This is a genomic window from Anaerostipes caccae L1-92 (assembly GCF_014467075.1).
In the GTDB taxonomy this organism is placed as follows: Bacteria; Bacillota; Clostridia; order Lachnospirales; family Lachnospiraceae; genus Anaerostipes; species Anaerostipes caccae.
The window spans coordinates 1,951,671-1,967,076 of the sequence record NZ_AP023027.1 but is presented as its reverse complement, the minus strand read 5'-3'; the positions used below and the strand labels follow the sequence as shown (position 1 = coordinate 1,967,076).

Genomic DNA, 15,406 nt, shown 5'->3' with positions numbered 1-15,406 from the left:
ATGTAGAATTATTATAATATAACGATTAGGAGGTACTTTCTATGAAACATTTAATCGATCCGATGGATTTGTCTGTGGATGACGTCGACAGGCTTTTGAATCTTGCGGATGATATTTCTTCCATGCCGGAGAAGTACAGGGAAGTATGCAGATATAAGAAGCTGGCAACACTATTTTTTGAACCAAGTACCAGGACAAGGCTCAGTTTTGAAGCGGCTATGCTGGAGTTAGGAGGCAGTGTACTTGGCTTTTCTTCTGCTAATTCTTCCTCAGCAGCAAAAGGAGAAAGTATCGCCGACACAGCGCGGACTGTGGCCTGCTACGCAGATATCATCGCTATGCGCCATCCGAAGGAGGGAGCTCCGTATGTCGCTTCCAGACATGTGGACATCCCGATCATCAATGCAGGGGACGGAGGACACAACCATCCGACCCAGACACTCACCGACCTTCTGACCATAAGGAGGGAAAAAGGAAGACTTAAAAATCTGACCATCGGATTCTGCGGGGACTTGAAGTTCGGGCGCACCGTGCACTCTCTGATCAAAGCCCTTTCAAGGTATGAGGATATCAGTTTCATCATGATCTCTCCGGAGGAGCTTCAGATACCGGAATATCTGAAAAAAGACGTATTTGAAAAGAAGAATATTCCGTTCCGTGAAGTCAGGAAGATGGAAGAAGTCATGCCGGAACTGGATATCATATATATGACCAGAGTTCAGAGAGAACGATTTTTTAACGAGGCCGATTATGTCCGATTAAAGGACAGCTACATTCTGGACCCTGAGAAGTTAAAGAAGGCAAAAGAAGACCTGTCCATCCTGCACCCGCTGCCGAGAGTCAATGAGATTTCTGTCAAAGTGGACGAGGACCCGAGAGCCTGCTATTTCAGACAGGCACTGAACGGCAAACACGTGAGGATGGCACTGATCATGGATTTATTGGGGGTTACGGCATGAACATAGACAGTATAAAGAACGGAATCGTTTTAGACCATATCACAGCCGGAAAAGGCATGGATATTTACTATCAGCTGGGACTTGACAAACTGGACTGCAGTATCGCGATCATTCAGAATGCCAAGAGCAATAAACTTGGCAAGAAAGACATCATCAAGATTTCCAATAACTTTGATATCGATCTGGATGTGCTGGGATATGTAGACCCCAATGCCACCGTATGCATCATTGAGGACGGAAAGCTGAAATCTAAACATAAGGTCGGGCTTCCGGAGGTCATCACCAACATTGCAAGATGCAAAAATCCGAGGTGCATTACTTCCACAGAGCAGGAGATCGATCATACATTCAAACTTGTGGACAGAGAAAATAAGGTTTACAGATGCATTTACTGTGAATCAAAGTTAAAAAATAATTAATCTGGAGTGGCTGCCAATGGAGCAAAACAGTAAAACAAAAATAAACCGTGTAAAAAAAGATATCAGCAATCCCAAGAGTTTTACGGCTCCCGATGAACTCCGTCAGCAGCTGATGGAGACGATGAAGAGCCTGTACAGCGATGAAGATATAGAGATGGTGAGCAGGGCCTACGATATGGCTTTTGAAGCCCATAAGGACCAGAAGAGGAAGTCCGGGGAACCCTATATTATTCATCCTATTTGTGTCGCCATTATCCTGGCCGAACTGGAACTGGACCGGGAGACGATCATTGCCGGTTTGCTGCACGATGTGGTGGAAGACACAGACGTGACATATGAAGACGTAGTCCGGGAGTTTGGGGTGGAGGTTGCCCAGCTTGTGGACGGTGTCACGAAGTTGGGCCAGTTAAGTTATTCCAAGGACAAGATCGAAGTACAGGCGGAGAATTTACGGAAGATGTTCCTTGCCATGGCCAAGGACATCAGGGTCATACTGATCAAACTGGCAGACCGTCTGCACAACATGCGCACCATGCAGTTTATGAAGCCTGAAAAGCAGAAGGAAAAGTCCAGAGAGACTATGGACATCTATGCGCCTATCGCCCACAGGCTTGGTATTTCCAAGATCAAGGTGGAACTGGACGATTTGTCTTTGAGATATCTGAAGCCGGATGTCTACAAGGAACTGGAACATTCCCTGGACTCCCAGAAGGTACGCAGGGAAGCTTACATCAAAGAGATCGTCGATGAAGTCAGCGGTCATATTGAGCGGAGCGGCATCAAGGCGGAGATCGACGGGCGGGTGAAGCATTTTTTCAGCATTTATAAGAAAATGGTGAATCAGAATAAGACTCTGGATCAGATTTACGATCTGTTTGCGGTGCGGATCAAAGTGGATACGGTCAAGGACTGTTATGCGGCTCTGGGAGTAATTCATGAGATGTATAAGCCTATTCCCGGGAGATTCAAGGACTATATCGCCATGCCAAAACAGAATATGTACCAGTCGCTCCATACGACGCTGATCGGGCCGGAAGGACATCCTTTTGAAATCCAGATCCGGACATTTGAGATGCACAGGATCGCTGAATACGGTATTGCCGCCCATTGGAAGTACAAAGAAAAAAGCAGCAGCGTGGGCGTCAACAAAGAAGAGGAAAAGCTGAGTTGGCTTCGGGAGATCCTCGAGTGGCAGCAGGACATGGACGATAATAAAGAGTTTTTGTCTCTCCTCAAGACGAATCTGGACCTGTTTGCGGAGCAGGTTTACTGTTTTACCCCAAACGGGGATGTAAAGAGTCTTGCCAACGGCTCCACACCGATTGATTTTGCTTACAGTATTCACAGTGCGGTAGGAAATACGATGGTAGGAGCCAGGGTCAACGGCAGGCAGGTGCCGTTTGAATACCATCTCCAGAACGGAGACCGGGTGGAGGTGATTACCTCACAGAACTCCAAGGGCCCCAGCAGGGACTGGTTAAATATCGTGAAATCCACCCAGGCTAAGAGCAAGATCAATCAATGGTTTAAGACTCAGTTTAAAGAAGAAAATATTGTCAAAGGCAAGGAGATGCTTGAGAAGTACTGCAGGGGCAAGAGAATTGAACTGTCAAGCTACTTAAAGCCGGAATACATTAAAAAAGTACAGCTCAAATATGGATTTAAAGACTGGGAGTCTGTGTGCGCAGCCGTGGGACACGGCGGACTGAAAGAGGGCCAGGTTGTCAATAAGCTGGCGGAGGAGTTCAATAAAGAGCAGAAACAGAAGATTACAGATGAACAGGTTTTGGAGGCGGCAGAACATGTCAGGGAACGGCGTCCGGAAGAGAAACAGAAGGGCGGAATCGTTGTCAAAGGGGTGGACGACGTGGCAGTGCGGTTTTCCAAATGCTGCAATCCGGTTCCCGGAGATGAGATCGTCGGATTCGTCACAAGGGGACGGGGAGTATCCATTCACAGGACAGACTGTGTAAACTTATTAAGCATGTCAGAGACCGACCGCTCCCGCCTGATCGAGGCAGAATGGCAGGAAGGATCTGAGGGCTCCGGACAGACCTATACCACGGAAATTTCGATTTATGCAAACAACCGGAAGGGAATGCTTGCAGATGTATCCAAAGTGTTTTTGGAGCTGGACATCGACATTCTGACGATGAATGTTTCAAATTCCAAAAAAGGAAGGGCTACCCTCAGCATGTCCTTTGACATCAACGGAGTTGCCCAGTTAAATCAAGTGATCGCAAGGATACGCAATATTGAAGGTGTGGTAGACATAGAGAGAAAGGTAGGATAGTTTTTCAGACATGAACGAAAATATTATTTTGATCGGAGCAGGTCTTGGACAGATGCAGACAAACTGTTATATCGCCGGCAACCGCCAGACGAAAGAAGCGCTTGTATTTGATCCGGGAGACGAAGGATACCGGGTGATGGAAATGCTTGAAAAAGAGGGGCTTGAGCTCACGGCAGTCCTTCTGACACACGGACATTTTGACCACGTGATGGCTCTTCCTTATCTGCAGGAGCAAAAGCCGGGGCTGCCGGTTTATCTGCATGAGGATGAGGAAGATGTACTGAGAGAGCCCTCCCTGAATCTGACTTCTATGTTTGGGGAGCCTGTTTCTATGGATGCTGATCATCTCGTAAAAGATGGCCAGATTTTGGATCTTTTAGACACGGAGATACACTGTATTCATGTGCCAGGACATACAAAAGGCGGAGTCTGCTATTATTTCAAAGAACAGGGGTGGCTGATTGCGGGAGATACTCTGTTTCGCCAGAGCATCGGGCGGACAGATTTTCCTACCGGAGATACAGATGCACTGCTGTCAGGCATCCGGGAAAAACTATTCGTTCTGCCGGATGAGACGGAAGTGTATCCGGGACATATGAACAGCACGACCATTGGACTTGAAAAACGGACGAATCCGTTTCTTATGCAGCCATGATCGGACTGATTCAGAACGAAACCCTGTATGAATACGATATCAGAAGCCTGATTCTGGCATTCTGCATTGGAGAAAAGATAGAATTGTCTTCGGAAGGAGATGACAATTCTATCTATGATTTTATATGCAGGGTCTTCTGCGATGAGGAGGAAACACTTCTGGAACTGAGGACCGGGGAATCTGTCATTTCCGAGAAAGTCAGAGGAGACTTCAGGGACAAGAGGAACTTCAAAAACAGCCTGAAGGCGGCTCTGTACCGTCTGCTGTCCTGTTATTTTCAAAAAGAACTGCCCTGGGGAACATTAAACGGCATCCGTCCCACAAAGCTTGTGTTTGAGGACTGCCTGCGGGGGAAATCCAGGGCAGATATGCAAGCGAAACTGTGCCGGGATTATCTGGTCAGCGAAGAAAAGGCAGATCTTTGTGTATCTGTGGGAATAAAAGAGACAGAACTGCTGAAAAATATCACCTATGAAAGCGGATACAGTCTGTATGTGGGGATTCCGTTTTGTCCAAGCACATGCCTGTACTGTTCTTTTACGTCGTATCCGATTTCGGCATACAGGGAGTATGCAGATCATTACCTAGACGCCCTGATCCGGGAGATCCACTATATAGGAGAGCAGTACAGGGACAGGGAGATGATCAGCCTGTATGTGGGAGGGGGAACACCTACTACCCTTTCTCCAGAGCAGCTTGAGCGTCTGTTTGGAGAGCTTAAACGATGCTTTGATTTTGGCAGGGTCCGTGAGATTACGGTGGAGGCCGGAAGACCCGACAGCATCACCGCGGAAAAACTTTCCGTACTCTCGGAAAACGGAGTTACAAGGATCAGTATCAATCCCCAGACGATGAACAATGATACACTGAGAAAGATTGGGAGAAACCATACGGCGGAGGATGTGGCTGACAGCTTTCATGCTGCCAGAAAAGCAGGATTTGACAACATTAACATGGACACGATCTGCGGACTTCCTGGAGAAGGAATCCGGGAACTTGAGACAACCTTTAAGGCTCTTGGGGAACTGGAGCCTGACAGCATCACGGTCCACGCGCTGGCGATCAAGAGAAGCGCTCCCCTGAATCAAATGAGGGATCAGTTTTCTTGCGGTGCCGATGACGAAATGATCCGGTTTGCACAGCGGGCATGCTTTGATCTGGGAATGGAACCTTATTACATGTACCGGCAGAAAAATATTCCCGGAAATTTTGAAAATACAGGCTTTTCTTTGGAAGAAAAAGAATGCCTTTATAATATACTGATTATGGAGGAACTGCATGATATTATTGCAGCAGGTGCCGGCGCTTCATCTAAGATTGTCGGCGGCAGAAGAAACATCCAGAGGGTGGAAAACCTGAAGGATGTCAGACAGTATACGGAACGGATCGAAGAAATGATTTTACGGAAAGATAAATTACTAAAAAGTATGTGTTAGGTGGTGTTATGATATGCCGATGAAATATGAATCCCGGGATGTAGAGACTCCGATTCAGGTCAGTCTGGACGATTCCATCGAACATGGGATCGTTGTGAGCAACCTCGCATATAACGTGGGAAAAGAATTAGGACTGGATGAGGCAGTCTGCTATGATCTGGCAGTGGCGGGCCTGCTGCATGACATCGGAAAAGTCCGGCTGAATTTTTACATGAATGAAAAGGAAGAACAGATTCTTGCAGTAGATGAGACACGCTACCTGCGCATGCATTCTACGATCGGCCATTCGATTCTGGTCGAACACGGCTATGATAATATTGTGCTGGATGCGGTTTTGTACCATCATGAACATTATGACGGCACAGGATATCCGAGCAATCTAAAGAGAGATGAGATCCCGCTGGTGGGCAGGATCATGCATGTCTGCGATATTTTTGGGGCCCTGATCGCCAACCGGGATTACCGGGAGGGATTCTCTGTAGAAACCGCTCTGGAAGTCATGATCGAGGAAGTAAAGAATTTTGACATGAAAGTGTTTCTCGCATTTCAGCGGGTTGCATTTTCGAAAGAAATGCTTAGAATATTAGAAAAGAGTAATCTGCACGATACAGATACAATAAAAGGAGGAACTGCGAATGATAACACAAGCACCGAGAGGGACGAAGGACTGGTTCGGGGAGGAGATGCAGAAACGGACATATCTGGAGAATGTGTTCAAAGACCTGTGTGAGACATATAATATTCATGAAATCATTACCCCTGTTTTTGAGCATACCGTACTGTTTCAGCGAAGCGTGGGAGAGACAACGGATGTGGTCCAGAAAGAGATGTATACTTTTGAAGATAAAGGAAACCGGAGCATCACCTTAAAACCGGAGGGAACTGCGGGTGCCATCCGCGCTTATCTGGAACACGGAATGCAGAACGAACCACAGCCGGTAAAGATGTTTTATATTACCCCGGCTTTCCGATATGAAAAACCACAGAGCGGAAGACTCAGACAGCACCACCAGTTCGGGATTGAGTTTGTAGGGGCAGAAAGTCCTCTGGCAGAAGTGGAACTGATCACACTGGTAACAACGTTTATCAATAAGATTGGGCTCAGTGATGCGAAACTTCACATCAACAGCATCGGATGTTCAAACTGCAGAAAAGATTACAACGAAGCTCTTCTTGCATATCTTCACAGACATGAGGACAAACTTTGTCCAACCTGCCGGGAGAGGATGGAGAAGAATCCTCTGAGAGTCATCGACTGCAAGGTCCCTTCCTGCAAAGAGATTATCAAGGATGCACCGAGAACGATCGACTATCTGGACGAAGAGTGCAGAGAACATTTTGAAGAGCTGAAAAGCCTCCTGGACAGCCTGAATATCCCTTATGAAGTGGACACAGGGATTGTCCGCGGGCTCGATTATTATACAAAGACCGTGTTTGAGTTTGTAAACGGAGAAGGGTTTACTCTGTGCGGCGGAGGAAGATATGACAACTTAGTCCATGAGATCGACGGGAAAGCGTCTATGCCTTCGGTGGGATTCGGCATGGGAGTAGAGCGTATCTTATTTTTCCTCGAAGAGGAGGGAGCAGAACTTCCGGCGGGAAGACCACTGAACCTCTATGTGGGAATTCTCGGAAAAGAAGCTAAGGCAAGAGCCTATGAGATCGTTTCCGGTCTGCGCATGGAAGGATTTAAGGTGGAGACAGACTACCTTGGACGAGGAGTAAAGGCACAGATGAAATATGCAAATAAGCTCCGGGCACAAAACACGATCATTATTGGCGAGAATGAATTAAAAGAAAATAAAGGAAGACTGAAAAACATGGAATCCGGAGAAGAGATAGAAATCTCTTTGGACGATATAAAAAATGCATTATAAGGACAATCGTTTTATAGTGCACAGAGGCAAAAGCTTCTCTGATTATTTGAGATCAGAGAAGCTTTTTATTTTTGTGAGATTTCATGAAATTTATAAAAAATGGAATGTTCTGTGAAGCAGATGCAGACCTGTTTCAGCGAATAGGATCAATCAGAAAAATAATATAAATTTCAGCGTTTTGCACAAAAAATATAGAGTATCATGAGACTTGTTCATGCAAATGGGCTTGACAAACGATAAAATTGGTCCTACCATAAGGGGCAACAAGGGGATTGGTAGAACCAATTTATTTGGAGTGTAACTCGTCGTCCTGAACAGAAAGGAGATTCTGCTTGTGATGTTCATAAAATTTATTTTGGCTTTGCTTCCTATCCTTTGGCTGATGCTTGCCTTAAGCGGCCTTAAAATGCCCGGATACAAAGCCTGTCCTATTTCACTTGCGATCACACTAGTTCTTGCACTGCTTCTTTGGAAAATGCCGCTTGTCGATGCTCTTACCGGAACTTTGGAAGGAGCGGCCATGGGAATCTGGCCGATCTGTCTCGTCATCATCGCGGCCATTTTCACTTACAACCTGACGGTACATACAAAAAATATGGATTTAATTAAACGGATGCTGACCAGCGTATCCAGAGACAAACGGATTCTGATCCTGATCATTGCATGGGGATTTGGAGGATTCATGGAAGGGATGGCCGGCTTTGGAACGGCAGTTGCGATTCCGGCCAGTATCTTATGCGGACTTGGTATCAGCCCGATCTTCGCTGCAACGGTCTGTCTGGTTGCCAATGCAACGCCTACGGCGTTCGGTTCGATCGGTATTCCGACAATCACGGCGGCTTCCGTGAGCGGCCTGGATCCCAGAGGCGTGGCAGTTGCCGTAGTTATGCAGCTTGCAGTCCTGGTAGTCCTGACACCGTTTCTGATGATGATCATGACAGGGGGATCTGTCAAAGGCCTGAAGGGGATCGGCATGATCACACTGCTCTCCGGACTGGGATTTATCATTCCGGAATACCTCACTGCAAAGTTTGTAGGCGCTGAACTCCCGGCGGTGATCGGCTCTGTATGCAGTATGGTCATTACAATCCTGGCGGCAAAGCTTTTAAAGAAAAAAGAAGACCCGGAATACATTTTGAAAGATCTTGATGACTCGGAGCATTCCGGCAGTAAGCCTCTTGGATTAAAAAAGGCAGTTCTCGCATGGCTTCCGTTTCTGCTGATCCTCCTGTTTCTCCTGATCACTTCCAGTCTCGTCCCTGCTGTCCACGATCCGCTGGCGAGCGTAAAGAGTTCTGTTCAGATCTATACAGGTGCCGGAGCCGTCCCATATACCTTTACATGGCTGGCAACACCGGGTGTCCTGATCTTCCTGGCAGCGCTGATCGGAGGAAAAGCACAGGGGGCATCCTGGAAAGAAATCGGAATGGTATTGAAAGACACCCTGATACAGATGTCCAAGACAGTGCTTACGATCGTATCCGTTCTGGCAACAGCAAAAGTCATGGGATACAGCGGGATGATCAGTGACATTGCAGCACTGATAGTGGCGGTCACCGGCTCTTTTTATCCATTGGTGGCACCGCTGATCGGTTCGATCGGAACCTTCGTGACAGGAAGTGCTACATCCTCAAGTGTCCTGTTCACCGGCCTGCAGGTCCAGACAGCCCATACACTTGGAATGAACGATGTCTGGCTGGCTGCGGCCAATACAGTAGGATCCACGGCGGGAAAGATCATCTCACCCCAGAGCATTGCCATTGCTGTGGCAGCCACGGGAACAGTGGGAAAAGAGAGCAGCATACTGAACGGGTCCATGAAATACTTCATTCTGTTTATCGTACTATACGGAGTGATCGCATTTTTGGGACTTAGATTTATTTAAGACATTCTACGGAGGTGACTTATGAAAACGATAAACCTTCCCTATGGAAAAGGGAAATTAACGATTGAGATCCCGGAGGAACGGCTGGCGGGAATCCTCTTATCAAAAGCTCATGACTATCAGGCCAAAATGGAGGAAGAAGAACTGGTAAAAGATGCCCTGCTGCATCCGGTGGGAACACCGAGGCTTAAAGAGCTGGTCAGGGGAAAAGACAATATTGTGATGATTGCCAGCGACCATACCCGTCCGGTTCCGAGCAAGGTGATCATGCCGGCTGTTTTGGAGGAGATCAAGCAGGGAAATCCCGGCGCAAAGGTGACAGTTTTAATCGCCACAGGGTTTCACCGTCCTACCACAAGGGAAGAACTGATCTCAAAATTTGGAGAAGAAACAGTGGATCACCCGGACATTAGATTCGTGGTGCATGAAAGCGGAAAACAGGAAGATATGGTAAGTCTGGGGAAACTTCCGTCCGGAGGGGAACTTCTGATCAATAAAATCGCCTGGGAAGCCGATCTTCTGATCTCGGAAGGATTCATTGAACCTCACTTTTTTGCAGGTTTTTCCGGAGGAAGAAAGAGCGTGCTGCCGGGAGTCTCCAGCAGAACAACAGTACTGGCCAACCACTGCTCGGAGTTTATTGATGATCCCCATGCCAGAACTGGAATTCTTGAAGGAAACCCTATTCACAGAGATATGATCTACGCGGCCGGAAAGGCAAAACTTGCTTTTATCATAAACGTTGTGCTGGATGAAAATAAAAAGGTGATCGAGGCATTTGCCGGACATTATGAAAAAGCTCATGAAAAGGGATGCCGGTTCGTGGATCAGCTTTCAGGAGTGGACGCAGTACCTTCCGATATTGTCATATCCACCAATGGGGGATACCCTCTGGATCAGAATATTTATCAGTCAGTCAAGGGCATGACGGCGGCGGAAGCCACCTGCCAGCCGGGCGGAGTGATTATTATGGCTGCAAGCTGTATTGACGGACATGGTGGTAAGGAGTTGTATGATACTTTTGCAAAAGAAAAAGATAAGGAAAAGATCATGCAGAGATTCCTGGCTACAGACAGGAACTCTACTGTGCCTGATCAATGGGAGTCCCAGATCTTATGCCGTATCCTGTTAAAGTATAAAGTTATCCTGGTGACACAGGCTCCGAAGGATATGGTAGAGGAGATGCAGATGGACTATGCTGACAGCGTAGAAGATGCGATCCGCATGGCCGATGAATATTTGGGCAGAGAAAACAGTAAGATCACTGTAATACCGGACGGCGTAGCAGTGATTGTAAGAAATAGAAACTGAGATTTTTTAGAGGAGGAGAAGATGAGCGAATATGAATATGGCAGAGTGACACAGGAGATCATTGACCGTCTGAATGAGATTACACCCAGACGTGTCTATACGGGAGACGAGATCAATGATGATTTTACCCATGACGAAATGTCAATCTACGGAAAGGCAAAACCCGAAGCGGTAGTAGAACCACTGACGACAGAAGAAGCTGCAGCGGTAATGAAGCTTTGTAATGAACACAAAATTCCTGTGACGCCAAGCGGGGCCAGAACCGGGCTGGTGGGAGGAGCTGTCAGCATCCATGGAGGAATCATACTGTCCATCACAAAGATGAACAAGATCCTCGGCTATGATAAAGAAAATTTTGTCGTGACCATACAGCCCGGAGTTCTGTTAAATGACCTGGCGGAAGATGCAGAAAAACAGGGGCTTTTGTATCCGCCGGACCCGGGAGAAAAATTTGCGACCGTAGGCGGAAATGTAGCAACCAATGCCGGCGGCATGAGGGCAGTAAAATACGGTACGACGAGAGATTATGTCAGGGCGATGACCGTCGTTCTTCCCACAGGTGAGATTGTCAAATTGGGGGCGACAGTTTCTAAAACCAGTTCCGGATACAGCCTGCTGAATCTGATGATCGGATCGGAAGGGACATTGGGAGTCATCACAGAGCTGACGCTGAAATTGATTCCTCAGCCCAAAGCGGTCATCAGCCTGATCATTCCTTATGAAACATTGGAAGACTGCATTGCAACAGTGCCTCAGTTTTTCATGAACCATCTGCATCCGCAGGCTCTGGAGTTCATGGAAAAAGATGTCGTCATGGATACGGAGAAATTTCTGGGAAAGAAGGTTTATCCAAAAGAAATGGAAGGCGTGGAAGTCGGTGCGTATCTGCTGGCTACCTTTGACGGAGATTCGGAAGAACAGCTGGAAGATATCATAGAGGCAGCCTCTGAGATTGTCTTGGAGGCGGGAGCCATTGATGTTCTGGTAGCCGATACACCGGCACTGAAACGTGACGCGTGGGCTGTGAGAAGCGCTCTTTTAGAGGCCATTGAGGCGGATACTGTACTTTTGGATGAATGTGATGTGGTAGTGCCCACAAATAAAATCGCAGAGTTCCTGACCTACACAAAATCACTGGAAGCGGAAGCAGATTTCCGGGTAAAAAGTTTTGGTCATGCCGGGGACGGAAATCTGCATATTTATACATGCAGCAATGACATGCAGGAGGAGGAATTCAGAAAGCAAGTATCAGTATTTATGAAAAAAGTATACGAAAAAGCCACGGAATTCGGAGGACTGATCTCCGGAGAACACGGCATCGGACACGGAAAGCTCGACTATCTGGCAGAATCTGTGGGACCGGTCAGCATGCGTATCATGGAAGGCGTAAAAACTGTTTTTGATCCGAATATGATCCTGAATCCGGGCAAAGTCTGTTACAAGCTGTAAGGAAAATACAAACCATTGATCAATTTAAAAGGAGAAATCAATTATGGCATATTTAATTTCAGAAGAAGCAAACGATTTACTGCAGGACGTAAGAGAGTTTTGTGAGAATGAAGTCAAAGAACAGTGTAAAGAATTTGACCGTTCAGGAGAATGGCCGAAGGAGATCTATGATAAAGCGATTGAGATGCAGCTTCATTCTCTTGAGGTTCCGGAAGAATACGGCGGACCCGGACTTTCCAGAGTGGATGTGGCTGCGCTGATCGAGGAGATGGCTATCGCGGACGCAGGATTTGCCACCACGATTTCTGCCAGCGGGCTGGGAACAAAACCGGTTTTAATCGCAGGGAACGAAGAACAAAAAAAGCATGTCTGTGATCAGATCATCGAGGGCGGATTCGGAGCATTCTGCCTTACTGAGCCTGGAGCAGGTTCCGATGCAGGAGCAGGTACAACAACTGCAGTGAAAGACGGAGACGAATACATACTGAATGGAAGAAAATGCTTTATCACAAACGGCGGAATCGCTTCCTTCTACTGTATTACGGCTATGACCGATAAAAGCAAAGGTGTAAAAGGCATCTCCATGTTCCTTGTAGATGCAGGAACACCGGGACTGAGCACTGGCAATGAAGAAGATAAGATGGGAATTCGTACATCGAATACCTGCGATGTGGTTTTGGAAGACTGCCGGATTCCGGCCAAAAACCTGATCGGAGCGGAAGGAAAAGGTTTTGGCATTGCTATGAAGACTCTTGACCAGGCCAGGGCATGGATGGGATGTGTCGCAGCAGGAATCGCACAGAGGGGCATCAATGAGGCTATTGCCTACGGAAAAGAAAGAATCCAGTTTGGAAAACCGATCATCAAAAATCAGGCACTGCAGTTTAAGATTGCGGATATGGCGATCAAGACAGAGACAGCCCGCCAGATGGTTGCCCATGCACTGACAAGGATGGATCTTGGACTTTCTCATTCTAAGGAAGCAGCTATTGCAAAATGCTACGCCAGTGATATTGCCATGGAAGTGGCATCAGAAGCCATTCAGATGTTCGGCGGATACGGATACAGCAGAGAATATCCGGTAGAAAAACTTCTCCGTGACGCGAAGATCTTTCAGATTTTCGAGGGAAGCAATGAAATCCAGAGAATCGTCATTGCGAACAATACCATCGGCAGATAAGAAATTGACCGGACAAAGGAGTGAAGATTATGGAAATTTTAGTATGTGTGAAACAGGTGCCGGATGATTCTGTGGAAGTACATTTGACAGCAGAAGGGAAGCCGGATCTTGCAAACATCACACCTGTAGTCAATGCGTTTGACACCTATGCGCTGGAGATGGCTGCACGCCTGAAGGAAGCCGGGGAAGGGGAGATCACCGTCCTGTGCATCGGCGGTGAGGAAGCCAGAAATTCATTAAAAAACTGTCTCGCAGTAGGAGCAGACCATGCATATTTGGTACGGGATGACCGGTTTGACGGTTCGGATTCCAGGGGAATCAGCCATATCCTGATGTGTGCCGCCAAAAAGATTGAGGAAGACACCGGAAAGAAGTTTGATCTGATCTTCTGCGGGAAAGAGGCTACCGACGCTGCCCTGGGACAGGTGGGAGCAGAACTCTCCGAACTGCTGGGCACCGGTGTTATCACCAACGTGATCGGGGTCGAATTCGAAGAAGGACAGGTGTGCGCCAAACAGGAGACGGAAGAAGGCTACCGTCTTATCGAGACAGCGTCTCCGTGTGTTCTGACTGTTACAAAACCGGATTATGACCCGAGATATCCGACGATTAAAAATAAGATGGCAGCCCGGAAAAAGCCGATCGGTACGATCAAGGCAGAAGATCTGTCTATGCTGGAACTCGAAAAAACAGGGGAGGACGGGGCCTTTGTAAAAACTCTTAAACTGTATGAACCGCCGAAAAAAGAGGCCGGAATCAAGATCCAGGAAGAGACAGCGCAGGATTCAGCATTTAAAGCAGTTGCCATGATGGCGGATGCGAAAGTATTCTAAGGAGGAGTTTGCAATGAATATGACAGAATATAAGGATATCGTGGTTTATATTGAGACTGCGGACAAAAGTCCGGTAAAGGTCGGTTTGGAAATGCTCTCTCCTGCCAGAAAAATCGCTGAAAACACGGGCGGGAAGGTCAGAGCAGTTCTGATCGGAGACGGAATTCGGACAGCCGCCCAAAAAGCTGCCGAATCCGGTGCCGATGAAGTGATCTTAATTGAAGACCCTCAATATGAAAGCTTTCATCTGGACTATTTTACCAACGTAATGGAATCAGTAATCAAAGAAGAGAAGCCTGTTGCAGTGCTGGTAGGAGGAACTCAGGACGGCAAGGATCTTGCTCCAAGACTGGCTGCCAGATTAAAGACTGGATGTGTTTCTGACGTCATGGATCTAAGGACAGAGGATGGAAAAATAGTCTATACCTGCCCGCTTTATGGAGGAACGGTACTTCAGGATGTGGTAATGGAAACATCCGTGCCGCAGATTGCGGTGCTGCGTTCCGGCGCCTTTAAAAAAACAGAAGAAGCCCAAAAAGGAACGATCACAGAGAAAAAAGTCCCGGTTACGGATGAAAAAGTCCGGCTGAATATAAAAGATGCAGTCAAAGAAATTTCTGAGGCTGTCAATTTGGAAGAGGCAGAAGTCATTGTCTCCGGCGGACGGGGAATGGGCAGCAAGGATAACTTTGCCCTGGTCAAAGAACTGGCTGATCTGCTCGGCGGAGTGGTTGGGGCCACAAGGCCGGCCATCGAAGACGGATGGATCTCCAGGGTACACCAGGTAGGGCAGTCAGGAAAAATCGTAGCGCCGAAGCTTTATATCGCGTGCGGTATTTCCGGCGCGACACAGCATGTCTCCGGAATCATGAATTCCGATTATATAGTAGCTATCAACAAAGATGAAGATGCGCCTATTTTTGAAGTGGCCAACATCGGCATCGTAGGAAATGCAGTAAACGTGCTTCCGGTTATGATCGAAGAGATCAGGAAGAAAAAGGAAGCAGAATAAATCAGCGTGTTTCTATGCTTAATGCATATTGACCATCTTAATGCACCTTCTGTTTCGGAGTTATCCGGGACAGAAGGTAATCCTCTTTTATGAAAAA

General features: G+C 47.2%; 13 protein-coding genes. All 13 read left to right on the top strand.

Annotation, left to right across the window (positions count from 1 at the left end; translation table 11 throughout):
• Positions 1-41 precede the first annotated feature (41 nt).
• The 13 genes from pyrB (at position 42) to ANCC_RS09585 (ending at position 15,309) form a co-directional block, all read left to right on the top strand.
• Complete coding sequence (gene pyrB, locus ANCC_RS09645; protein ID WP_006566819.1) at positions 42-959, top strand: aspartate carbamoyltransferase; 918 nt, start codon at positions 42-44, stop codon at positions 957-959.
• Positions 956-1,378, top strand: coding sequence for an aspartate carbamoyltransferase regulatory subunit (locus tag ANCC_RS09640; RefSeq protein WP_006566820.1), 423 nt, complete (start codon positions 956-958; stop codon positions 1,376-1,378). The genes pyrB and ANCC_RS09640 overlap by 4 nt, the downstream gene beginning before the upstream one ends.
• Before the next feature lie 16 nt (positions 1,379-1,394).
• Positions 1,395-3,671 (top strand): RelA/SpoT family protein, encoded by a 2,277-nt coding sequence (locus tag ANCC_RS09635; RefSeq protein WP_006566821.1) that lies wholly within the window; start codon positions 1,395-1,397, stop codon positions 3,669-3,671.
• A gap of 10 nt (positions 3,672-3,681) precedes the next feature.
• Positions 3,682-4,326 (top strand): MBL fold metallo-hydrolase, encoded by a 645-nt coding sequence (locus tag ANCC_RS09630; protein WP_006566822.1) that lies wholly within the window; start codon positions 3,682-3,684, stop codon positions 4,324-4,326.
• Positions 4,323-5,762 (top strand): coproporphyrinogen dehydrogenase HemZ, encoded by a 1,440-nt coding sequence (hemZ, locus tag ANCC_RS09625; RefSeq protein ID WP_006566823.1) that lies wholly within the window; start codon positions 4,323-4,325, stop codon positions 5,760-5,762. The genes ANCC_RS09630 and hemZ overlap by 4 nt, the downstream gene beginning before the upstream one ends.
• 13 nt (positions 5,763-5,775) lie before the next feature.
• Positions 5,776-6,492, top strand: a complete 717-nt coding sequence (locus ANCC_RS09620; protein ID WP_006566824.1) for an HD-GYP domain-containing protein — start codon at positions 5,776-5,778, stop codon at positions 6,490-6,492.
• Positions 6,398-7,639, top strand: a complete 1,242-nt coding sequence (gene hisS / locus ANCC_RS09615; protein WP_009289549.1) for a histidine--tRNA ligase — start codon at positions 6,398-6,400, stop codon at positions 7,637-7,639. Before ANCC_RS09620 ends, hisS begins: the two co-directional genes overlap by 95 nt.
• Positions 7,640-7,976: 337 nt before the next feature.
• Entirely contained in the window at positions 7,977-9,524 is a 1,548-nt protein-coding gene (locus tag ANCC_RS09610; protein WP_006566827.1) for an L-lactate permease, read from the top strand.
• A gap of 21 nt (positions 9,525-9,545) precedes the next feature.
• Positions 9,546-10,835 (top strand): nickel-dependent lactate racemase, encoded by a 1,290-nt coding sequence (gene larA / locus ANCC_RS09605; RefSeq protein ID WP_006566828.1) that lies wholly within the window; start codon positions 9,546-9,548, stop codon positions 10,833-10,835.
• Positions 10,836-10,856: 21 nt separating this feature from the next.
• Positions 10,857-12,284 carry an FAD-binding oxidoreductase gene (locus ANCC_RS09600; protein ID WP_006566829.1) on the top strand — a complete coding sequence of 476 codons (1,428 nt, stop codon included), beginning with the start codon at positions 10,857-10,859 and terminating at the stop codon, positions 12,282-12,284.
• A gap of 43 nt (positions 12,285-12,327) precedes the next feature.
• Positions 12,328-13,464: an acyl-CoA dehydrogenase family protein gene (locus tag ANCC_RS09595; protein ID WP_006566830.1), complete on the top strand. Its 1,137-nt coding sequence runs from the start codon at positions 12,328-12,330 to the stop codon at positions 13,462-13,464.
• A 29-nt stretch (positions 13,465-13,493) separates the two neighbouring features.
• The gene (locus ANCC_RS09590; RefSeq protein ID WP_006566831.1) at positions 13,494-14,297 is read left to right on the top strand and encodes an electron transfer flavoprotein subunit beta/FixA family protein; all 804 of its coding nucleotides are present in this window, start codon (positions 13,494-13,496) and stop codon (positions 14,295-14,297) included.
• A gap of 13 nt (positions 14,298-14,310) precedes the next feature.
• A complete protein-coding gene (locus tag ANCC_RS09585) occupies positions 14,311-15,309 on the top strand; it encodes an electron transfer flavoprotein subunit alpha/FixB family protein (RefSeq protein ID WP_182483082.1) in 999 nt (332 codons plus the stop codon).
• The last annotated feature ends 97 nt before the right edge of the window (positions 15,310-15,406 follow it).

Coding starts and splice junctions, on each gene's coding strand:
- pyrB (WP_006566819.1), top strand. CDS start 42: ATGAAACATTTAATCGATCCGATGGATTTGTCTGTGGATGACGTCGAC.
- ANCC_RS09640 (WP_006566820.1), top strand. CDS start 956: ATGAACATAGACAGTATAAAGAACGGAATCGTTTTAGACCATATCACA.
- ANCC_RS09635 (WP_006566821.1), top strand. CDS start 1,395: ATGGAGCAAAACAGTAAAACAAAAATAAACCGTGTAAAAAAAGATATC.
- ANCC_RS09630 (WP_006566822.1), top strand. CDS start 3,682: ATGAACGAAAATATTATTTTGATCGGAGCAGGTCTTGGACAGATGCAG.
- hemZ (WP_006566823.1), top strand. CDS start 4,323: ATGATCGGACTGATTCAGAACGAAACCCTGTATGAATACGATATCAGA.
- ANCC_RS09620 (WP_006566824.1), top strand. CDS start 5,776: ATGCCGATGAAATATGAATCCCGGGATGTAGAGACTCCGATTCAGGTC.
- hisS (WP_009289549.1), top strand. CDS start 6,398: ATGATAACACAAGCACCGAGAGGGACGAAGGACTGGTTCGGGGAGGAG.
- ANCC_RS09610 (WP_006566827.1), top strand. CDS start 7,977: ATGTTCATAAAATTTATTTTGGCTTTGCTTCCTATCCTTTGGCTGATG.
- larA (WP_006566828.1), top strand. CDS start 9,546: ATGAAAACGATAAACCTTCCCTATGGAAAAGGGAAATTAACGATTGAG.
- ANCC_RS09600 (WP_006566829.1), top strand. CDS start 10,857: ATGAGCGAATATGAATATGGCAGAGTGACACAGGAGATCATTGACCGT.
- ANCC_RS09595 (WP_006566830.1), top strand. CDS start 12,328: ATGGCATATTTAATTTCAGAAGAAGCAAACGATTTACTGCAGGACGTA.
- ANCC_RS09590 (WP_006566831.1), top strand. CDS start 13,494: ATGGAAATTTTAGTATGTGTGAAACAGGTGCCGGATGATTCTGTGGAA.
- ANCC_RS09585 (WP_182483082.1), top strand. CDS start 14,311: ATGAATATGACAGAATATAAGGATATCGTGGTTTATATTGAGACTGCG.